The sequence below is a fragment of the Streptomyces sp. NPDC051738 genome (assembly GCF_044453205.1).
Classification (GTDB): domain Bacteria; phylum Actinomycetota; class Actinomycetes; order Streptomycetales; family Streptomycetaceae; genus Streptomyces.
On record NZ_JBITCM010000020.1, the window covers coordinates 20,083 to 35,158 of the forward strand.

A 15,076-nucleotide genomic window follows, 5' to 3' on the forward strand; every position below is an offset into this window, starting at 1 on the left:
AGGCGGACCTCGTCCGCCTCCAGGCCGTCGTCACGCCCCCTATGCCCCAGAGCCCTTCGCCTCCTTCGTGCACACGCGATCCGAACTGGGTCGGGCGGGTTATCCACAGGCCCGGTGCGGAGAAGCCGATCGCGGGATACTGAGGTCGCGAGGACAACAGGGCCGGGGGACGCTCGGCCGAATGCCAAGGCGCGGGGGGCCGAGGATCGTGGAGGACAGGGTGCGGGTGGTCATCGCCGAGGACTCGGTGCTGCTCAGGGAGGGGCTGACCCGGCTGTTGACCGACCTTGGGCACGAGGTCGTGGCGGGGGTCGGAGACGGCGAGGCGCTGATCAAGACCATCACGGAGCTGGACGGTCAGGGAGAGCTGCCGGATGTGGTGGTGGCGGATGTGCGGATGCCGCCCACACATACCGACGAAGGGGTGCGGGCGGCCGTGCAGCTACGCAAGGCGCACCCGGGACTCGGGGTGCTCGTGCTGTCGCAGTACGTGGAGGAGCGGTACGCCACGGAACTGTTGGCGGGTTCCAGCCGTGGCGTGGGCTATCTGCTCAAGGACCGGGTCGCCGAGGTTCGTGAGTTCGTGGACGCCGTTGTGCGGGTGGCCGAGGGGGGTACGGCTCTGGACCCGGAGGTCGTCGCCCAGCTGCTGGGCCGCAGCCGCAAGCAGGACGTGCTCGCCGGGCTCACCCCGCGGGAGCGGGAGGTGCTGGGGCTGATGGCCGAGGGACGGACCAACTCGGCGATCGCGCGGCAGCTGGTGGTGAGCGACGGCGCCGTCGAGAAGCACGTCAGCAACATCTTCCTCAAGCTCGGGCTGTCCCAGAGCGACGGGGATCACCGCCGTGTTCTCGCGGTTCTCACCTATCTGAACTCCTGACGGTCGGACACCGTGTCAGTCAAATGGGTGACCGCTCCCGCGGCACCCGGCGAGCAGGCACGAAACCCGCCGCGCAGGCAGGAGCACGGCAACCGAACAAAGAGCAAGGAGCGTCTTCAGAAGAAGCGCCGGGGGGCGTGTAAACCATGACAAGTCAGGGTGGCGAACCGTCTCAAATCCACGTCCGTCATGCGAATGGCCCAGGGAGGGCGACCTTTGCGGACGTAGGGTTGATCCTGGGAAGGCTTGCGGGAAGGCCATGCCCAGACAGCCGCCTCGAAGGAGGTCCAGTTCAGTGACCAGCCAGGTCAGTAGCCCAGCGGAGCAGGCCGACGAAGCCGTCGTGGGAGAGCAGCGCAAACCGGCAGGGACGAAGAACGTCCGCCGGCTGGACCGGGTGATCATTCGTTTCGCGGGGGACTCGGGCGACGGTATGCAGCTCACCGGCGACCGCTTCACCTCGGAAACGGCGACCTTCGGCAACGACCTGTCGACGCTGCCGAACTTCCCGGCCGAGATCCGGGCCCCCGCCGGCACGCTGCCGGGTGTGTCCTCCTTCCAGTTGCACTTCGCCGATCACGACATCCTGACCCCGGGCGACGCGCCGAACGTGCTGGTCGCGATGAACCCGGCGGCCCTGAAGGCCAACATCGGCGATCTGCCGCGCGGCGCGGAGATCATCGTCAACACGGACGAGTTCACCAAGCGCGCGATGCAGAAGGTGGGCTACGACAGCAGCCCCTTGGAGGACGGTTCGCTCGACGGCTACAGCCTCCACCCGGTGCCGCTGACAACGTTGACCGTCGAGGCGCTGAAGGAGTTCGACCTCACGCGCAAGGAGGCCGAGCGCAGCAAGAACATGTTCGCGCTGGGCCTGCTGAGCTGGATGTACCACCGGCCGACCGAGGGCACCGAGAAGTTCCTGACCTCGAAGTTCGCCAAGAAGCCCGACATCGCGGCGGCGAATATCGCGGCCTTCCGCGCGGGCTGGAACTTCGGCGAGACGACCGAGGACTTCGCCGTCTCCTACGAGATCGCCCCGGCCACCACGGCCTTCCCGGTCGGCACCTACCGGAACATCTCCGGGAACCTCGCCCTGTCCTACGGGCTGGTCGCCGCGTCCCAGCAGGCGGACCTGCCGCTGTTCCTGGGCTCGTACCCGATCACGCCGGCGTCGGACATCCTGCACGAGCTGAGCAAGCACAAGAACTTCGGCGTACGGACCTTCCAGGCCGAGGACGAGATCGCCGGCATCGGCGCGGCGCTGGGGGCAGCCTTCGGCGGCTCGCTCGCGGTGACCACGACCTCCGGTCCGGGCGTGGCCCTGAAGTCGGAGAGCATCGGGCTCGCGGTGTCGCTGGAACTGCCGCTGCTGGTGATCGACATCCAGCGCGGCGGGCCCTCGACCGGTCTGCCCACCAAGACCGAGCAGGCGGACCTGCTCCAGGCGATGTTCGGCCGCAACGGCGAGGCGCCGGTGCCGATCGTCGCCCCGTGCACCCCGGGGGACTGCTTCGACGCGGCTCTGGAGGCGGCACGGATCGCTCTGACCTACCGCACGCCGGTGATGCTGCTGTCCGACGGCTACCTGGCCAACGGCTCCGAGCCCTGGCGCATCCCGGACCTGGACGAGCTGCCGGACCTGACCGTGCAGTTCGCCCAGGGGCCGAACCACACCCTGGAGGACGGCACCGAGGTCTTCTGGCCGTACAAGCGCGACCCTCAGACCCTGGCCCGGCCGTGGGCGATCCCGGGCACGCCGGGTCTGGAGCACCGGATCGGCGGCATCGAGAAGGAGGACGGCACGGGCAACATCTCGTACGCCCCGGCCAACCACGACTTCATGGTCCGCACCCGCCAGGCCAAGATCGACGGCGTCGAGGTGCCCGACCTTGAGGTCGACGACCCGCACGAGGCGAAGACGCTGGTGCTGGGCTGGGGATCGACGTACGGCCCGATCACGGCGGCCGTCCGCCGCCTGCGCAACGCCGGCGAGTCGATCGCGCAGGCGCATCTGCGTCACCTGAACCCGTTCCCGCGCAACCTGGGCGAGGTACTCGGACGCTACGAGAAGGTGGTGATCCCCGAGATGAACCTCGGCCAGCTCGCCACCCTGGTCCGGGCGAAATACCTGGTGGACGCCCACTCGTACAACCAGGTCAACGGCATGCCGTTCAAGGCGGAACAGCTCGCCAAGGCTCTCAAGGAGGCCATCGATGCCTGAGACGTCCGCGGAAGGCACGGGCACGATCGAGGCACTCTCACTCGTCCCCAAGGCCGAGGCCCGCCAGTCCATGAAGGACTTCAAGTCCGATCAGGAAGTGCGCTGGTGCCCCGGCTGCGGTGACTACGCGATCCTCGCCGCGGTCCAGGGCTTCATGCCGGAACTGGGCCTGGCCAAGGAGAACATCGTCTTCGTTTCGGGCATCGGCTGTTCGTCGCGCTTCCCGTATTACATGAACACGTACGGCATGCACTCCATCCACGGCCGCGCCCCGGCGATCGCGACGGGCCTGGCCACCTCGCGCCGGGATCTGTCGGTGTGGGTGGTCACGGGCGACGGCGACGCGCTGTCGATCGGCGGCAACCATCTGATCCACGCCCTGCGTCGCAACGTCAACCTCAAGATCCTGCTGTTCAACAACCGGATCTACGGCCTGACGAAGGGCCAGTACTCCCCGACCTCCGAGGTCGGCAAGATCACCAAGTCGACGCCGATGGGCTCGCTGGACGCGCCCTTCAACCCGGTGTCCCTTGCGATCGGCGCGGAGGCGTCCTTCGTGGCCCGCACGGTGGACTCCGACCGCAAGCACCTCACCCAGGTGCTGCGCGAGGCGGCCGCCCACAAGGGGACGGCGCTGATCGAGATCTACCAGAACTGCAACATCTTCAACGACGGCGCCTTCGAGGTCCTCAAGGACAGGCAGCAGGCGGAGGAGGCGGTGATCCGCCTCGAACACGGGCAGCCGATCCGCTTCGGCGCGGACGGTTCGCGCGGCGTCGTGCGCGACGCACAGACGGGTGACCTGAAGGTCGTCACGGTGACCCCGGAGAACGAGTCGCAGATCCTGGTCCATGACGCCCACTCCGCGTCCCCGACCACGGCCTTCGCCCTGTCCCGCCTGGCCGACCCTGACACCCTGCACCACACGCCGATCGGTGTGTTCCGTGCGGCGGACCGTCCGGTGTACGACACGCAGATGGCCGACCAGCTGGACTCGGCGATCGAGCAGAACGGCAAGGGGGATCTGGCGGCGCTGCTCGCTGGTGGGGACACCTGGACGGTTGTGGGCTGACCGGCTCCGTCGACCGGCTTCTCCGAGCAGGCTCGAACAGGGTCGAGGGCCTGGGTGCCGTACGGCGCCCAGGCCCTCGGCGTGAGGCAACAGGCGTCAGGCGTCGGGGATGTCCTTCTTGGCGCGGATGAGGGTGTCCCGGGTGATGACGACGATGCGTTCGTAGTCCGCTCGGGCAGCGTCCGAGGGCAGATGGGGGTCGAGGGCGTCGGTCGCTTCGGTGCCGATGACGGCGAAGTTGCCGTCGGACAGTTCAAAGAGGTCGGGACAGGTCTCGCCGGAGTAGCTGCCCCGCTGACGAGGGGGATCCCCGAGGCGGCGGACGATGATGCCGACGGACTGGTTCTCGATGCGCGCCAAGTGCGGGCCCCTCTCGGGGCCGCGAGACCCCGAATCTCACAGGGGCGGCCATAACGATTGCCGGACCCTGGGGTCACGGTGACCCGGGGGTTTCTTCCAACCTGAGGCGGAATCATTGATGACCTGGGCGACACGCCCCTCATAAACCACTCTTTCGAGTGAATGCAGCGCCGAACTGTTCGATCAGGGTGGCGTGGCTTCGGTGCCGGGTCCGACGATCCACCACTCGTCGGGGTCGTCCGCCAGCTCGTCGATCATGGCGTCGACGGCCCTGCCGACCCGCGCCTCCAGCGACTCCGCGGGCAGGCTCCGGCGGTGCTCGACCGTTCGTTCCCAGTACTCGGCGAAGACCTTGTTGCGGCACAGGACCCGCAGGGTGCCGAGTAGTTCGTCCCAGTCCATCGCGCCGACCCGGTGGGCGAGCAGCAGGATCCCCCACTCGCGGTTGGCGTAGAGCATCGCGCGGCGCTTGCGCTCCGAGATGTCGGTGAGTGTGCTGACGGCGGTGGCGAGCGTGGGATCGTCGATCGCCCGGTCCAGCTGATCCACGACGAGGCGGTAGTGCTGGATCAGGTTCGCGCGGTGGATCTCCTCGGTCATGAGCGTGACCTGACGCAGGAGGCCGACCATGATGTCCTCCTGCCTCCGACGGCGGCGCGCCTCGCGCGCGAACGGGGCCCGTAACCGACCAAAGCCCGCCGCTACCGCAGAACCGATCCTGCTGGCCCGCGCGGCCGGAATCTGTGTGGCCATGTCAAGCAATCCCCCTGGATCCGGTGGCCGCGCACCGAAGGGCGGATCGTGGGCGGGCGCGCGGTGGGCGTTGCACTCCGCACCCAGCCTGCCCGCCGGCTCAAGGCAGCGTGGGAGGCGGAGAGGGGGCGCATGGAAGGACGTGTCTCGCATGTCGACCAACGCCCTGACATATGTGTGCCCTCAGGCGCCGTCGACATGCCTTCGAGCGGACCCCGGAAGCCGGCGTCAGCCCTGCTCGGAGCGACCCTTTCGCGCGTCGTACACCTCCCGCGCCTTCTGCACCTCCCCCATCCGGTCCTTGGTCCACAGCGCCAGCCCGCGCACCTGTTCCGCCGCCTCGCGGCCCAGGTCGGTCAGGGAGTAGTCGACCCTCGGCGGGATCACCGGCTTCGCGTCGCGGTGGACGAGGCCGTCGCGCTCCAGGGTCTGGAGGGTCTGGGTGAGCATCTTCTCGCTCACCCGGCCGATCGCCCTGCGCAGTTCGCTGAAGCGGTAGGGGCGTTCCAGGAGTTCGATCAGCACGAGGACGCCCCAGCGACTGGTGACGTGCTCCAGGACCAGTCGGTAGGGGCACATCGCCTCGCCGAGGTCGTATTTGTTCGACGCTGCACTCGATGGCGCACTCGACGGCGCGCACGAAGTCCCACTCGAGTTCGCACTCGGGTTCGCACTCGACGCCGCACTCTTCGTCTTCTTCGTCGCGCCTGCCACGGTACTTACGGCCATGCAAGTACCTTACTTCAAAGTGGGTACTTTCGCTCAGTTAGTGCACCTCCTAGGGTTAGTGCCAACGCACCCCACAAGGAGTTCTGATCATGAGCATCGTCGTCACCGGAGCCACCGGACACCTGGGCCGCCACGTCGTGGAGCAGCTACTGGAGAAGGTTCCGGCCGACCAGGTCACCGCTGTCGTCCGCACCCCCGAGAAGGTCGCCGACTTCGCCGAGCGCGGCGTGAAGATCGCCGTCGCCGACTACAACGCCCCCGAGACCTTCGACGGGCTCTTCGCGGCCGGCGACAAGGTGCTGCTCATATCCGGCAGCGAGGTCGGCAACGACCGCGTCGGACAGCACCAGGTCGTCATCGACGCCGCCAAGGCCGCCGGCGTAGCGCTGCTCGCCTACACCAGCGCCCCCGGCAGCCTGACGGCCGCGCTCGCCGACGACCACCGGGGCACCGAGAAGGCGCTCCTCGCGTCCGGCCTGCCGTACGCGCTGCTGCGCAACGGCTGGTACCACGAGAACTACACGGAGAACCTGGCCCCGGTCCTCCAGTACAACGCGGTCACCCACGCCGCCGGCGCCGGCCGCGTCTCCTCCGCCTCCCGCGCCGACTACGCGGCCGCCGCGGTCGCCGTGCTGACCGGCGAGGGGCACGAGAACAAGACGTACGAGCTGGGCGGCGACGTCGCCTGGAGCTTCGACGAGTACGCCGCCGAGCTGAGCCGGCACACCGGCAAGGAGATCGCCAACAACGTCGTTCCGGCCGAGGCCCTCGTCGGGATCCTGACCGGCGCCGGGCTCCCCGAGCCGCTCGCCGCGATCCTGGCCGGCGTGGACGCCTCCATCGAGAAGGGCGAGCTGGTCGTGGACAGCGGGGACCTGTCCCGGCTGGCCGGCCGTCCGACCACTCCGCTCGCCGACGCGATCGCGGCCGCGGTCAAGGGCTGACCCCGCCCCCGCGCCCGTATCGCGCGGGTTTGAGAACGGCACCCCCGCGTGTCATGACCGTATGGCAATACGGGCATGACACGCGGGGGCGTTCGGCGTTACCTTCGTGCGGGCCGCCGCATTCGCGCGGTCGGGTGAGTGCGCGAAGGAGGGGCCGTGACCGGGAAGTCGCAGGGCGAGCGGCGTGTAGGACTGCTGAACGGCTTCGCGGCGTACGGGATGTGGGGGCTCGTTCCCCTCTTCTGGCCCCTGTTGAAGCCCGCCGGAGCGGCCGAGATCCTCGCCCACCGGATGACCTGGTCCCTCGTCTTCGTGGCTGTCGCCCTGCTCTTCGTACGGCGCTGGGCCTGGGCGGGTGAGCTGATACGGCAGCCACGGCGGCTGGCGCTGATCGCCCTGGCCGCAGGGGTGATCACCATCAACTGGGGTCTCTACATCTGGTCCGTGAACACGGGCCATGTCGTCGAGGCCTCGCTCGGGTACTTCATCAATCCGCTCGTCACGATCGCGATCGGCGTGCTGCTGCTGAAGGAGCGGCTGCGACCGGTGCAGTGGGCGGCGGTCGGCGTCGGCTTCGCGGCCGTGATCGTGCTGACCATCGGGTACGGGCAGCCGCCGTGGATCTCCCTCGTCCTCGCCTTCTCCTTCGCCACATACGGGCTGGTGAAGAAGAAGGTCAACCTCGGTGGCGTCGAGTCACTGGCCGCCGAGACCGCGATCCAGTTCCTGCCCGCCGTGGGGTATCTGGTGTGGCTGTCGGCGCGAGGGGAGTCGACGTTCACGTCGGAGGGCCCCGGGCATGTGGCGCTGCTCGCGGCCACCGGTGTCGTCACCGCCCTGCCGCTCGTCTGCTTCGGCGCGGCGGCGATACGGGTGCCGCTGTCGACGCTGGGGCTGCTGCAGTACCTGGCGCCTGTCTTCCAGTTCCTGCTCGGTGTCCTGTACTTCCATGAGGCGATGCCGGCCGAGCGGTGGGCCGGGTTCGCGCTGGTGTGGCTGGCATTGACGCTGCTGACGGCGGATGCGTGGCGCTCCGCGCGGAGGGGCCGGGTGGCCGGGCTCAGCGTGCCGAAGGTTGATCAGCCCAGGTCCGCTGCTGTGGACGCCTGAGCCGGAGGGGATCCCTGACCTGGGGGCTGCCGCCCCCAGACCCCCGCTTCGGCCCCGAAAGGGACTCGTCCTCAAACGCCGGACGGGCTGAAAGGCACGGACCGGCGCCGAGAATTGCGGCGAGCCCGCCCGGCGATTCCCATTGCCCGCCCACTCCCCCACCCCCTATGAGTGGTCGCATGACACAGCCAACAGAGGCACCCCGAACCACTCCGGCCCCCCTCCACTGGAAGCTCGTCATCGACTGCGCCAACCCGCAGTCCCAGGCCGACTTCTGGGCCGCCGCGCTGCACTACGAGGTCGAGGACAACAACGCCCTCATCGAGCGGCTGCTGGAACTCGGCGTGCTGCCGCGCGAGGCCGTCGTCGAGTTCCACGCCCGGCTCGCCTTCCGGGACCTGGTGGCCGTACGGCATCCGGACGACCCGTACGACCAGGACAGCGGAACCGGGCGGGGGCGGCGGCTGCTGTTCCAGCGGGTGCCGGAGGCGAAGAGCGTGAAGAACCGGCTGCATCTCGATCTGCACGCGGCGGCCGGGGAGCGTGAGGCCGAGGTCGGGCGGCTGGAGGGGCTGGGGGCGAGTGCGCTGCGGCGGGTGAAGGAGCCGGGCGGGGAGTGGGTCGTGATGGCGGATCCGGAGGGGAACGAGTTCTGCGTGCAGTGAGGAACACGGAGGCCTCACGGGCTCAGGGACCTCAGGACGCAGGCCCTCAGGACGTAGGGCCCCAGGGACGCAGGGTTTTCCCTATTTCGAACTCGGAGTCCGAATAGCGCTCTTGACGGAGAGTCAGGCTCACCCCGACCATCCAGGCACCCCATTCACTGAGGAATCCCTGTGATTCCCAAGGAATTCGGAGCCCCCCACCATGAAGCTCTCCGTCACCTGGCGCGCGGCGGCGGCTGCCGCAGTCGCGTCCGCCACGCTGCTGACCAGCGGGTCCCTGGCCGACGCGGCGTCCAAGGCCGATGTCGAGGCCGCCGCCGCCGCACCGGACATACCCGTGGCGAACGTGAAGGCCCACCTCACCCAGCTGCAGTCCATAGCCACCGCCAACGGCGGCAACCGCGCACACGGCCGCCCCGGCTACAAGGCCTCCCTCGACTATGTGAAGGCCAAGCTGGACGCCGCGGGGTACACCACGGCCATCCAGCAGTTCACGTCCGGCGGCCGTACCGGCTACAACCTGATCGCCGACTGGCCCGGCGGCGACACCAACCAGGTCGTCATGGCCGGCTCGCACCTCGACAGCGTCTCCTCAGGACCCGGCATCAACGACAACGGCTCCGGCTCGGCGGCCGTCCTGGAGACCGCGCTCGCCGTGTCGCGGGCCGGCCTCCAGCCCACCAAGCATCTGCGGTTCGCCTGGTGGGGCGCGGAGGAGCTGGGCCTCGTCGGCTCCCGCTACTACGTCAACAACCTCTCCTCCGCCAACCGCGCGAAGATCAGCGGCTATCTGAACTTCGACATGATCGGCTCCCCCAACCCCGGTTACTTCGTCTACGACGACGACCCCGCGATCGAGAAGACCTTCAAGGACTACTACGCCGGCCTCGGCGTCGCGACCGAGATCGAGACCGAGGGCGACGGCCGCTCCGACCACGCGCCGTTCAAGAGCGCGGGCGTGCCGGTGGGCGGGCTGTTCACGGGGGCGAGCCGTACGAAGACGGCGGCACAGGTGACCAAGTGGGGCGGCACGTCCGGGCAGTCCTTCGACCGCTGCTACCACTCCTCCTGCGACACGACGTCCAACATCAACGACACCGCCCTCGACCGGAACAGCGACGCTGTCGCGTATGCGGTGTGGGAGCTGTCGGAGTGACGTGCTGATCCGCTGACTCAGCTCTTGGGCGGTTCGGCCGACTTGGCGGCACGAGCGGTGAGGCGGTCCATGCGGGCGCGGGCCGACTCCAGCTCCTCGATGTCGTCGGCGGCCGGACCGCCCTCGGCCGTGAGCTCGGTCCACACACCGAGCAGCTCCCTGCCCAGCTCCAGCCCCAGCGCCGGGTCCCGCACGGCCCGCCAGGCCGCAGCCGCGCCGTGGAGGCCGCTGTACGCCGCCTCCGCGTCCCGGGTGCGGTGGTGGGTCCGGGACACGTCGAGGGAGAGACGGAAGGCGTGCACCGGGTCGCCCGTCAAATAGGCGATGTACGCCGCCAGTTCACGCAGCCGCAGCACCTCGGCGTGCTCCAGCCCCAAAACCGCGGACGCCTCCGCCACGGCCCGCTCCGCGAGCTCCGCCGCCTCCGTGGTCCGCCCCGCCTTCACGGCCTCGTTGATCTGGGCCAGCTGCTCGGCGAAGGGGGAGGCATCGGCGGTGGTGGCGGGCTGCTCGTCCCCGAGAACGGCTTCGGCCACGGCGTCGAAGCCTCGGGGTGGGGTGGGTTGGGGGTCGGGGTCCGGGACGAAGATGGGGTCGAGGGCAGGGCGGGTCGCGGGTTCGCGCACGTGGTTCGGCGCCTGATCGATCCTGGGTACGCCTGGAATCTGCGGTACGTCGGCCTGCGGTACGCCGGTCTGCGGTACGCCCACCGGCGATACGCCGGTCTGCGCTACGTCGTCCTGCGGCTCGTCGGTCGGCAGCGGCCTCGCGTCCATCAGTGGCGGTGGGCCGAACTCCCCCAGCGGCGGCGCGACCGTGCCGGGCACGGCGTCCTGGACCGGTCCGGGCAGGGCGCGCAGCCGGAAGGTGGGGGAGGCGTCCTGGGGCGGGCCCGGCAGGGGTCGTAGGACGTGGGTCGGTTTGTCCCGGTACGGGGCCGCTCCCGGAGCGGGCGGCTCCGGCGACGCCGGCTGTACGGGCGACGCGGGCGGCTCCGTAGGAAGCCGTACGGCATCCTCTGGCACCGCCTGCTCCCCCGGCGGAGCCGTCCGCACGGGCTCTGCCGTCAACTGGCTGGAGCCGTCAGCGTCCACCCGCAGCGGGACGACGTAGCCGATGCGCTCGTCGTGGACCGTGGCCTGCACGGGGTGGCCGGAGGCGAGGGCGATGCGATGGAGGTGGGTCAGAACGACGTGCTGGATCTCCTCGCCGGGGGCCGCGGTGACGGGTACGCCGCCGATCGACGCGCCGCCCGCGCCCGGACCGACGGCGGGGACGCGCACGTCGATCGGCGCGGCCACGTGGGCCGCCGAGGCCGCGGCGCGCTTCTGTTCCCGCTTCTTCGCGCGGCTGAATCGAGACATCGCTTCCTCACTCGCATGCGCCGGGGAGTTCACGGACGGCGCGTTCGGGTTCCATGGTGGCCCCTCTCACGATCCGCTGCGCTCCACTGCCCCGGCATCACTATCCGGCCCCACCGGCCGGACCCATACTTCGGACACGTCCTGCACGTCGTACTCGTCGTACACGTCGCACTCGTCATACACGTACTGTCGAGTCTCTCCGGACGCGGGCGGCGCGGACGTCACCATGACGTCACAGACTCGTTCCAGGAGCTTGTGCCACGTCACAGCGTTCTCATGCCTGGCACGAAGATCGGTGGCGTGACGAGGGAGGAGTGCGGGCATGCGGAGTGACATGCACGTGCGACAGGGGCAACCGCAACGCGGGCCGGAGATCTGGATCCGCGGCCCGGTGGCCCTGCCGGAGGATCCACCGCCCTCCCCCGACGCCGGCACACCCCGGCGCTTCTCCTGGGTCGGCACGCACGGTGGGGCTGGCACCTCCACCCTCGCCACGGTCTACGGCGGCCATGACTGCGGGCGGAACTGGCCCGGGCCCGCCGATCCACCGTCGGTACTGCTCGTCGCCCGCACCCATGCGACCGGGCTGGCCGCGGTCCTGAACGCCCTTGAGGTCTTCCGGCGCGGGGAGGCTCCGCACGGGCTCGATCTCGATGCCGTGGTCCTGGTCGCGGACGCGCCGGGACGGCTACCGCGACCGCTCGCCGACCGCGTCAAGGTGATCGAGTCGGTCATCGACGTGTACCGGGTGCCGTGGGTGCCTGCCTGGCGGCTCGGCGATCTGAGGGGGCAGCCACCTCGGGAGGCGACGGCGTTGGCGCGGCTGACGGGGCGACCTCACTGAGGGGCACTTTCACGGAGAATCCTCCCATGACGGACGCTCCCGCCCCCGACCACACCCACGACCACAGCCACACCTACGGCCACACCCGCAGCCACCATGCCGACGACCCCAACCTCGGCCCCAACCTCGGCCCTGACCTCGCCACCTTGTCGGCCCTGGAGATCGCCTCCGCCGTACGCGCGCGCACCCTCCGCGCCGTCGACGTCGTCACCGCGGCCCTCGAACGGATCCGGCGCGCCGACCCCGTCCTGTGCGCCTTCACCGAGGTGTGGGGCGAGGAGGCACTTGAGCGGGCCGGCGAGGTGGACGCACGAGTCGACGCAGGTGAGGGTGAGCTGCTGCCGTTGGCCGGTGTGCCGATCGGGGTCAAGGGACGGCACGGGCTGCGCACCGCGGGCCCACTGCTCACGGCGGGGTGCGTGGCGGTGGGGGCGACATCCGTTCCAGGACGGGGAACTCCCTGGCAGACCTGGGGACTTGGCCGGTACGGCCGTACCGTCAACCCGTGGCGGTACGACCGCACGCCGGGCGGCTCCTCCGCCGGTTCCGCGGCGGCGGTGGCGGCGGGGCTGGTACCGCTGGCGACCGGGAGCGACGGGGCCGGGTCGGTACGGATCCCGGCGGCGTGGTGCGGGGTCGTCGGACTGAAGGTGACCAACGGACGGTTGCCGTCGGCCGACCGCACAGGGCTCATGGCGCCCGGGGTGCTGGCGCGGAGCGTGGGGGATGTGGCGGCGTACTGGGGTGTGATGTCGGGGGCGCACCGGGAGACCCTGCGACCGGACAGGCCGGACAACAACAGCGGGCTGGACGACAAAGCCGGACCAGGCAACAACGGCGGGCCCGACAACAACGGCGAGTCGGCCACCGACGCCAGATCACCCGGCGAGTACGACACCCCCACCGCCGTATGGTCCCCCGACCTCGGCTTCGACTCCCCCGAGCCGGCCATCGTGGCCGTCGCCCACGCCGCGGCCGTACGCCTCGCCGAGGCCGGCGCGCTACGGCTCACCCACCCAGGCGCACCCCTCCACCTCGACAACCCGGCCCCCGCCTGGCTTGCGCTCCGCACCCCGGGAGCCGACCCCGCCCCCGCCCAGCGCATCCGGGCCGCGAACGACAGCCGACTGGACGCCCTCTTCGCCGACGCCGAGCTGCTGCTGACCCCGACCGCTCCCACCTCACCGCACGGCCACGAAGGCCCGGGTGACCGGTACTCCACCGCCCTGACCTGGGCGTTCAACCTGAGCGGACACCCGGCGATCAGCATTCCGTCGGGCTTCGACCCCGATGGCTGCCCGGTCGGGCTCCAGCTCGTGGCGGCGCGTGGCGCGGAAGCGCTGCTGCTCCGAGTGGCAGGAGCGGCTGAGAGGCACATGGGGCCCTGGACAGTTGAATGCGCACGCATATAATGCAGGTGCTATTAATTGCCGTACGCCGGCCACCGGGCCTTCCGTTGTGGCCGACCGTTTGGGGGACCCATGAACCGCCGCTTCCTGTTCGTCCTCGGCAGCAGCCGCCCCGACGGCAACACCGAGCTGCTGGCCCGCAGGGCCGCCGAGCAGTTGCCCGAGGCCGTCGAGCAGCAGTGGATCGACCTGGCCGCGCATCCGCTGCCCGACTTCGAGGACCTGAGGCACGACAGCGACCACGTGCGCCCGACGGAGGGGAACGTGGCGCTGCTGCTCGACGCGACGCTCGCCGCGACGGACGTCGTGATCGCCTCCCCGCTGTACTGGTACTCGGTGTCCGCCCACGTCAAGCGCTACCTCGACTACTGGTCGGGCTGGCTGCGCACCCCCGGCGTCGACTTCAAGGCGACCATGGCGGGGCGCACCCTGTGGGGCGTCACCGCGCTCGCGCACAAGGAACAGGAGGTCGCCGACCCGCTGGTCGGCACGCTCAGCAACTCCGCCGCCTACATGCGCATGCGCTTCGGCGGAGTCCTGCTCGGCAACGGCAGCAAGCCGGGGGACGTACTCCGCGACACGGAGGCCCTCGCCCACGCGAAGACCTTCTTCACCCGCGAGGCCCCGCTCGCCCGCTTCCCGTACGAGACGGAGTGACTACGCGTTGACGTCCTTCGCCGTGAACCGCGCCCAGGCCGCCGAGCCGAACACCGCCGCGTACAGGGCCTGGACACCGAGGTTCTTGACCAGGTCGTCCCAGTACACGGGTTCGCGCATGAGGTCGGCGAAGGACAGCCAGTAGTGGGAGAAGAAGTACGGCTGTATCGCGTGCAGTTGGGGTATCTGGTCGAGGATCTGGACCGTGATCAGCAGCCCGACCGTCGTCGCCATCGCCGCGATGCCGCTGTTGGTCAGCGTCGAGACGAACAACCCGAGGGCCGCCACGCCTATGAGTGAGGCGGCGACGACCAAGGCGATCAGCAGGGCTCTGCCCAGCCCCTCCGCGAAACTGATCCGGGTGCCGGAGATGGTCGTCAGTTCGCCCAGCGGGAAGAGCAGCGCCCCGACGGTGAGCGCCGAGATCGCGACCACGAGGGTGGCCACCAGGCAGAAGGCCATCGTGGTCGCGTACTTGGTGAGCAGCAGGCGGGTGCGGCCGGCGGGGGCGACGAGGAGATAGCGGAGGGTGCCCGCGTTCGCCTCGCCCGCTATCGCGTCGCCCGCGATGACGCCGATCGCCATCGGCAGGAAGAACGGGAGCGTCGCGGCCAGGGCGGTGAAGACCAGGAACAGTCCGTTGTTGGTGATCTGGGAGATGAACGCCGGACCACCACCCTGCGGGCCACCGCCTCCCCCCGACGCACCGTCGCCGGTCTCGATCTTCACGGCGATCCCGACCAGGATCGGCACCGCGGCCAGGACGCCGAGCAGCGCGAGCGTGCGCCAGCGCCGGAAGGTGGTGATCAGTTCGCTGCGGAGGAGACCGAAGGTCCACAACGGACCGGGCTTTAGGGCCCCTTGGGACTCACTGCCTTGCCGCATCCTCTCGCCGCCCCGCTGGATGAC

Annotated in this window: 15 protein-coding genes; 10 read left to right on the forward strand and 5 right to left on the reverse strand. The window is 69.9% G+C overall.

The features are described from left to right. Window positions 1-181: 181 nt before the first annotated feature. The 3 genes from ACIA8X_RS35825 (at window position 182) to ACIA8X_RS35835 (ending at window position 4,176) form a co-directional block, all read left to right on the forward strand. Window positions 182-880, forward strand: a complete 699-nt coding sequence (locus tag ACIA8X_RS35825; protein ID WP_393458710.1) for a LuxR C-terminal-related transcriptional regulator — start codon at window positions 182-184, stop codon at window positions 878-880. 295 nt (window positions 881-1,175) lie between these two features. After that, complete coding sequence (locus tag ACIA8X_RS35830) at window positions 1,176-3,104, forward strand: 2-oxoacid:acceptor oxidoreductase subunit alpha (RefSeq protein ID WP_399460045.1); 1,929 nt, start codon at window positions 1,176-1,178, stop codon at window positions 3,102-3,104. Beyond that, window positions 3,097-4,176 carry a 2-oxoacid:ferredoxin oxidoreductase subunit beta gene (locus tag ACIA8X_RS35835; protein WP_393458704.1) on the forward strand — a complete coding sequence of 360 codons (1,080 nt, stop codon included), beginning with the start codon at window positions 3,097-3,099 and terminating at the stop codon, window positions 4,174-4,176. Before ACIA8X_RS35830 ends, ACIA8X_RS35835 begins: the two co-directional genes overlap by 8 nt. A 96-nt stretch (window positions 4,177-4,272) precedes the next feature. Here ACIA8X_RS35835 and ACIA8X_RS35840 read toward each other — a convergent pair whose 3' ends face one another. The 3 genes from ACIA8X_RS35840 to ACIA8X_RS35850 form a co-directional block, all read right to left on the reverse strand. Next, window positions 4,273-4,536: a hypothetical protein gene (locus ACIA8X_RS35840; protein WP_393458701.1), complete on the reverse strand. Its 264-nt coding sequence runs from the start codon at window positions 4,534-4,536 to the stop codon at window positions 4,273-4,275. A gap of 183 nt (window positions 4,537-4,719) precedes the next feature. Then, entirely contained in the window at window positions 4,720-5,442 is a 723-nt protein-coding gene (locus tag ACIA8X_RS35845; RefSeq protein WP_399460046.1) for a DUF6082 family protein, read from the reverse strand. A 75-nt stretch (window positions 5,443-5,517) separates the two neighbouring features. Then, on the reverse strand, window positions 5,518-5,868 hold the full coding sequence (locus ACIA8X_RS35850) for a winged helix-turn-helix transcriptional regulator (RefSeq protein WP_393458695.1): 351 nt from the start codon (window positions 5,866-5,868) through the stop codon (window positions 5,518-5,520). Window positions 5,869-6,107: 239 nt separating this feature from the next. On the opposite strand from ACIA8X_RS35850, the gene ACIA8X_RS35855 reads away from it, so the two are divergent. From ACIA8X_RS35855 to ACIA8X_RS35870, 4 genes are all read left to right on the forward strand, one after another. Continuing rightward, window positions 6,108-6,962: an SDR family oxidoreductase gene (locus ACIA8X_RS35855; RefSeq protein WP_393458692.1), complete on the forward strand. Its 855-nt coding sequence runs from the start codon at window positions 6,108-6,110 to the stop codon at window positions 6,960-6,962. 156 nt (window positions 6,963-7,118) lie between these two features. Next, window positions 7,119-8,072, forward strand: a complete 954-nt coding sequence (gene rarD / locus ACIA8X_RS35860) for an EamA family transporter RarD (RefSeq protein ID WP_393458690.1) — start codon at window positions 7,119-7,121, stop codon at window positions 8,070-8,072. Between the two features lie 179 nt (window positions 8,073-8,251). Further along, entirely contained in the window at window positions 8,252-8,737 is a 486-nt protein-coding gene (locus ACIA8X_RS35865; RefSeq protein ID WP_393458687.1) for a VOC family protein, read from the forward strand. 202 nt (window positions 8,738-8,939) lie between these two features. Further along, the gene (locus tag ACIA8X_RS35870; RefSeq protein WP_393458684.1) at window positions 8,940-9,893 is read left to right on the forward strand and encodes a M28 family metallopeptidase; all 954 of its coding nucleotides are present in this window, start codon (window positions 8,940-8,942) and stop codon (window positions 9,891-9,893) included. Window positions 9,894-9,910: 17 nt separating this feature from the next. Here the strand turns inward: ACIA8X_RS35870 and ACIA8X_RS35875 are convergent, their stop codons facing one another. Further along, the gene (locus tag ACIA8X_RS35875) at window positions 9,911-11,257 is read right to left on the reverse strand and encodes a tetratricopeptide repeat protein (protein ID WP_393458682.1); all 1,347 of its coding nucleotides are present in this window, start codon (window positions 11,255-11,257) and stop codon (window positions 9,911-9,913) included. A 322-nt stretch (window positions 11,258-11,579) separates the two neighbouring features. Here ACIA8X_RS35875 and ACIA8X_RS35880 point away from each other — a divergent pair, with 322 nt between their 5' ends. The 3 genes from ACIA8X_RS35880 (at window position 11,580) to ACIA8X_RS35890 (ending at window position 14,167) form a co-directional block, all read left to right on the forward strand. Beyond that, window positions 11,580-12,101: a DUF6668 family protein gene (locus tag ACIA8X_RS35880; RefSeq protein ID WP_393458680.1), complete on the forward strand. Its 522-nt coding sequence runs from the start codon at window positions 11,580-11,582 to the stop codon at window positions 12,099-12,101. A gap of 26 nt (window positions 12,102-12,127) precedes the next feature. Then, a complete protein-coding gene (locus ACIA8X_RS35885; RefSeq protein WP_399460047.1) occupies window positions 12,128-13,513 on the forward strand; it encodes an amidase in 1,386 nt (461 codons plus the stop codon). A 69-nt stretch (window positions 13,514-13,582) separates the two neighbouring features. Next, the gene (locus tag ACIA8X_RS35890) at window positions 13,583-14,167 is read left to right on the forward strand and encodes a flavodoxin family protein (RefSeq protein ID WP_399460048.1); all 585 of its coding nucleotides are present in this window, start codon (window positions 13,583-13,585) and stop codon (window positions 14,165-14,167) included. Here ACIA8X_RS35890 and ACIA8X_RS35895 read toward each other — a convergent pair whose 3' ends face one another. Then, a complete protein-coding gene (locus ACIA8X_RS35895) occupies window positions 14,168-15,052 on the reverse strand; it encodes an ABC transporter permease (protein WP_393458791.1) in 885 nt (294 codons plus the stop codon). Between the last annotated feature and the right edge of the window lie 24 nt (window positions 15,053-15,076).

Excerpts from the sequence above, each read along its gene's own strand:
- ACIA8X_RS35825 (WP_393458710.1), top strand. The coding sequence starts at position 182 with ATGCCAAGGCGCGGGGGGCCGAGGATCGTGGAGGACAGGGTGCGGGTG.
- ACIA8X_RS35835 (WP_393458704.1), top strand. The coding sequence starts at position 3,097 with ATGCCTGAGACGTCCGCGGAAGGCACGGGCACGATCGAGGCACTCTCA.
- ACIA8X_RS35845 (WP_399460046.1), bottom strand. The coding sequence starts at position 5,442 with ATGCGAGACACGTCCTTCCATGCGCCCCCTCTCCGCCTCCCACGCTGC.
- ACIA8X_RS35850 (WP_393458695.1), bottom strand. The coding sequence starts at position 5,868 with ATGTGCCCCTACCGACTGGTCCTGGAGCACGTCACCAGTCGCTGGGGC.
- ACIA8X_RS35855 (WP_393458692.1), top strand. The coding sequence starts at position 6,108 with ATGAGCATCGTCGTCACCGGAGCCACCGGACACCTGGGCCGCCACGTC.
- ACIA8X_RS35865 (WP_393458687.1), top strand. The coding sequence starts at position 8,252 with ATGACACAGCCAACAGAGGCACCCCGAACCACTCCGGCCCCCCTCCAC.
- ACIA8X_RS35870 (WP_393458684.1), top strand. The coding sequence starts at position 8,940 with ATGAAGCTCTCCGTCACCTGGCGCGCGGCGGCGGCTGCCGCAGTCGCG.
- ACIA8X_RS35875 (WP_393458682.1), bottom strand. The coding sequence starts at position 11,257 with ATGTCTCGATTCAGCCGCGCGAAGAAGCGGGAACAGAAGCGCGCCGCG.
- ACIA8X_RS35880 (WP_393458680.1), top strand. The coding sequence starts at position 11,580 with ATGCGGAGTGACATGCACGTGCGACAGGGGCAACCGCAACGCGGGCCG.
- ACIA8X_RS35885 (WP_399460047.1), top strand. The coding sequence starts at position 12,128 with ATGACGGACGCTCCCGCCCCCGACCACACCCACGACCACAGCCACACC.
- ACIA8X_RS35890 (WP_399460048.1), top strand. The coding sequence starts at position 13,583 with ATGAACCGCCGCTTCCTGTTCGTCCTCGGCAGCAGCCGCCCCGACGGC.
- ACIA8X_RS35895 (WP_393458791.1), bottom strand. The coding sequence starts at position 15,052 with ATGCGGCAAGGCAGTGAGTCCCAAGGGGCCCTAAAGCCCGGTCCGTTG.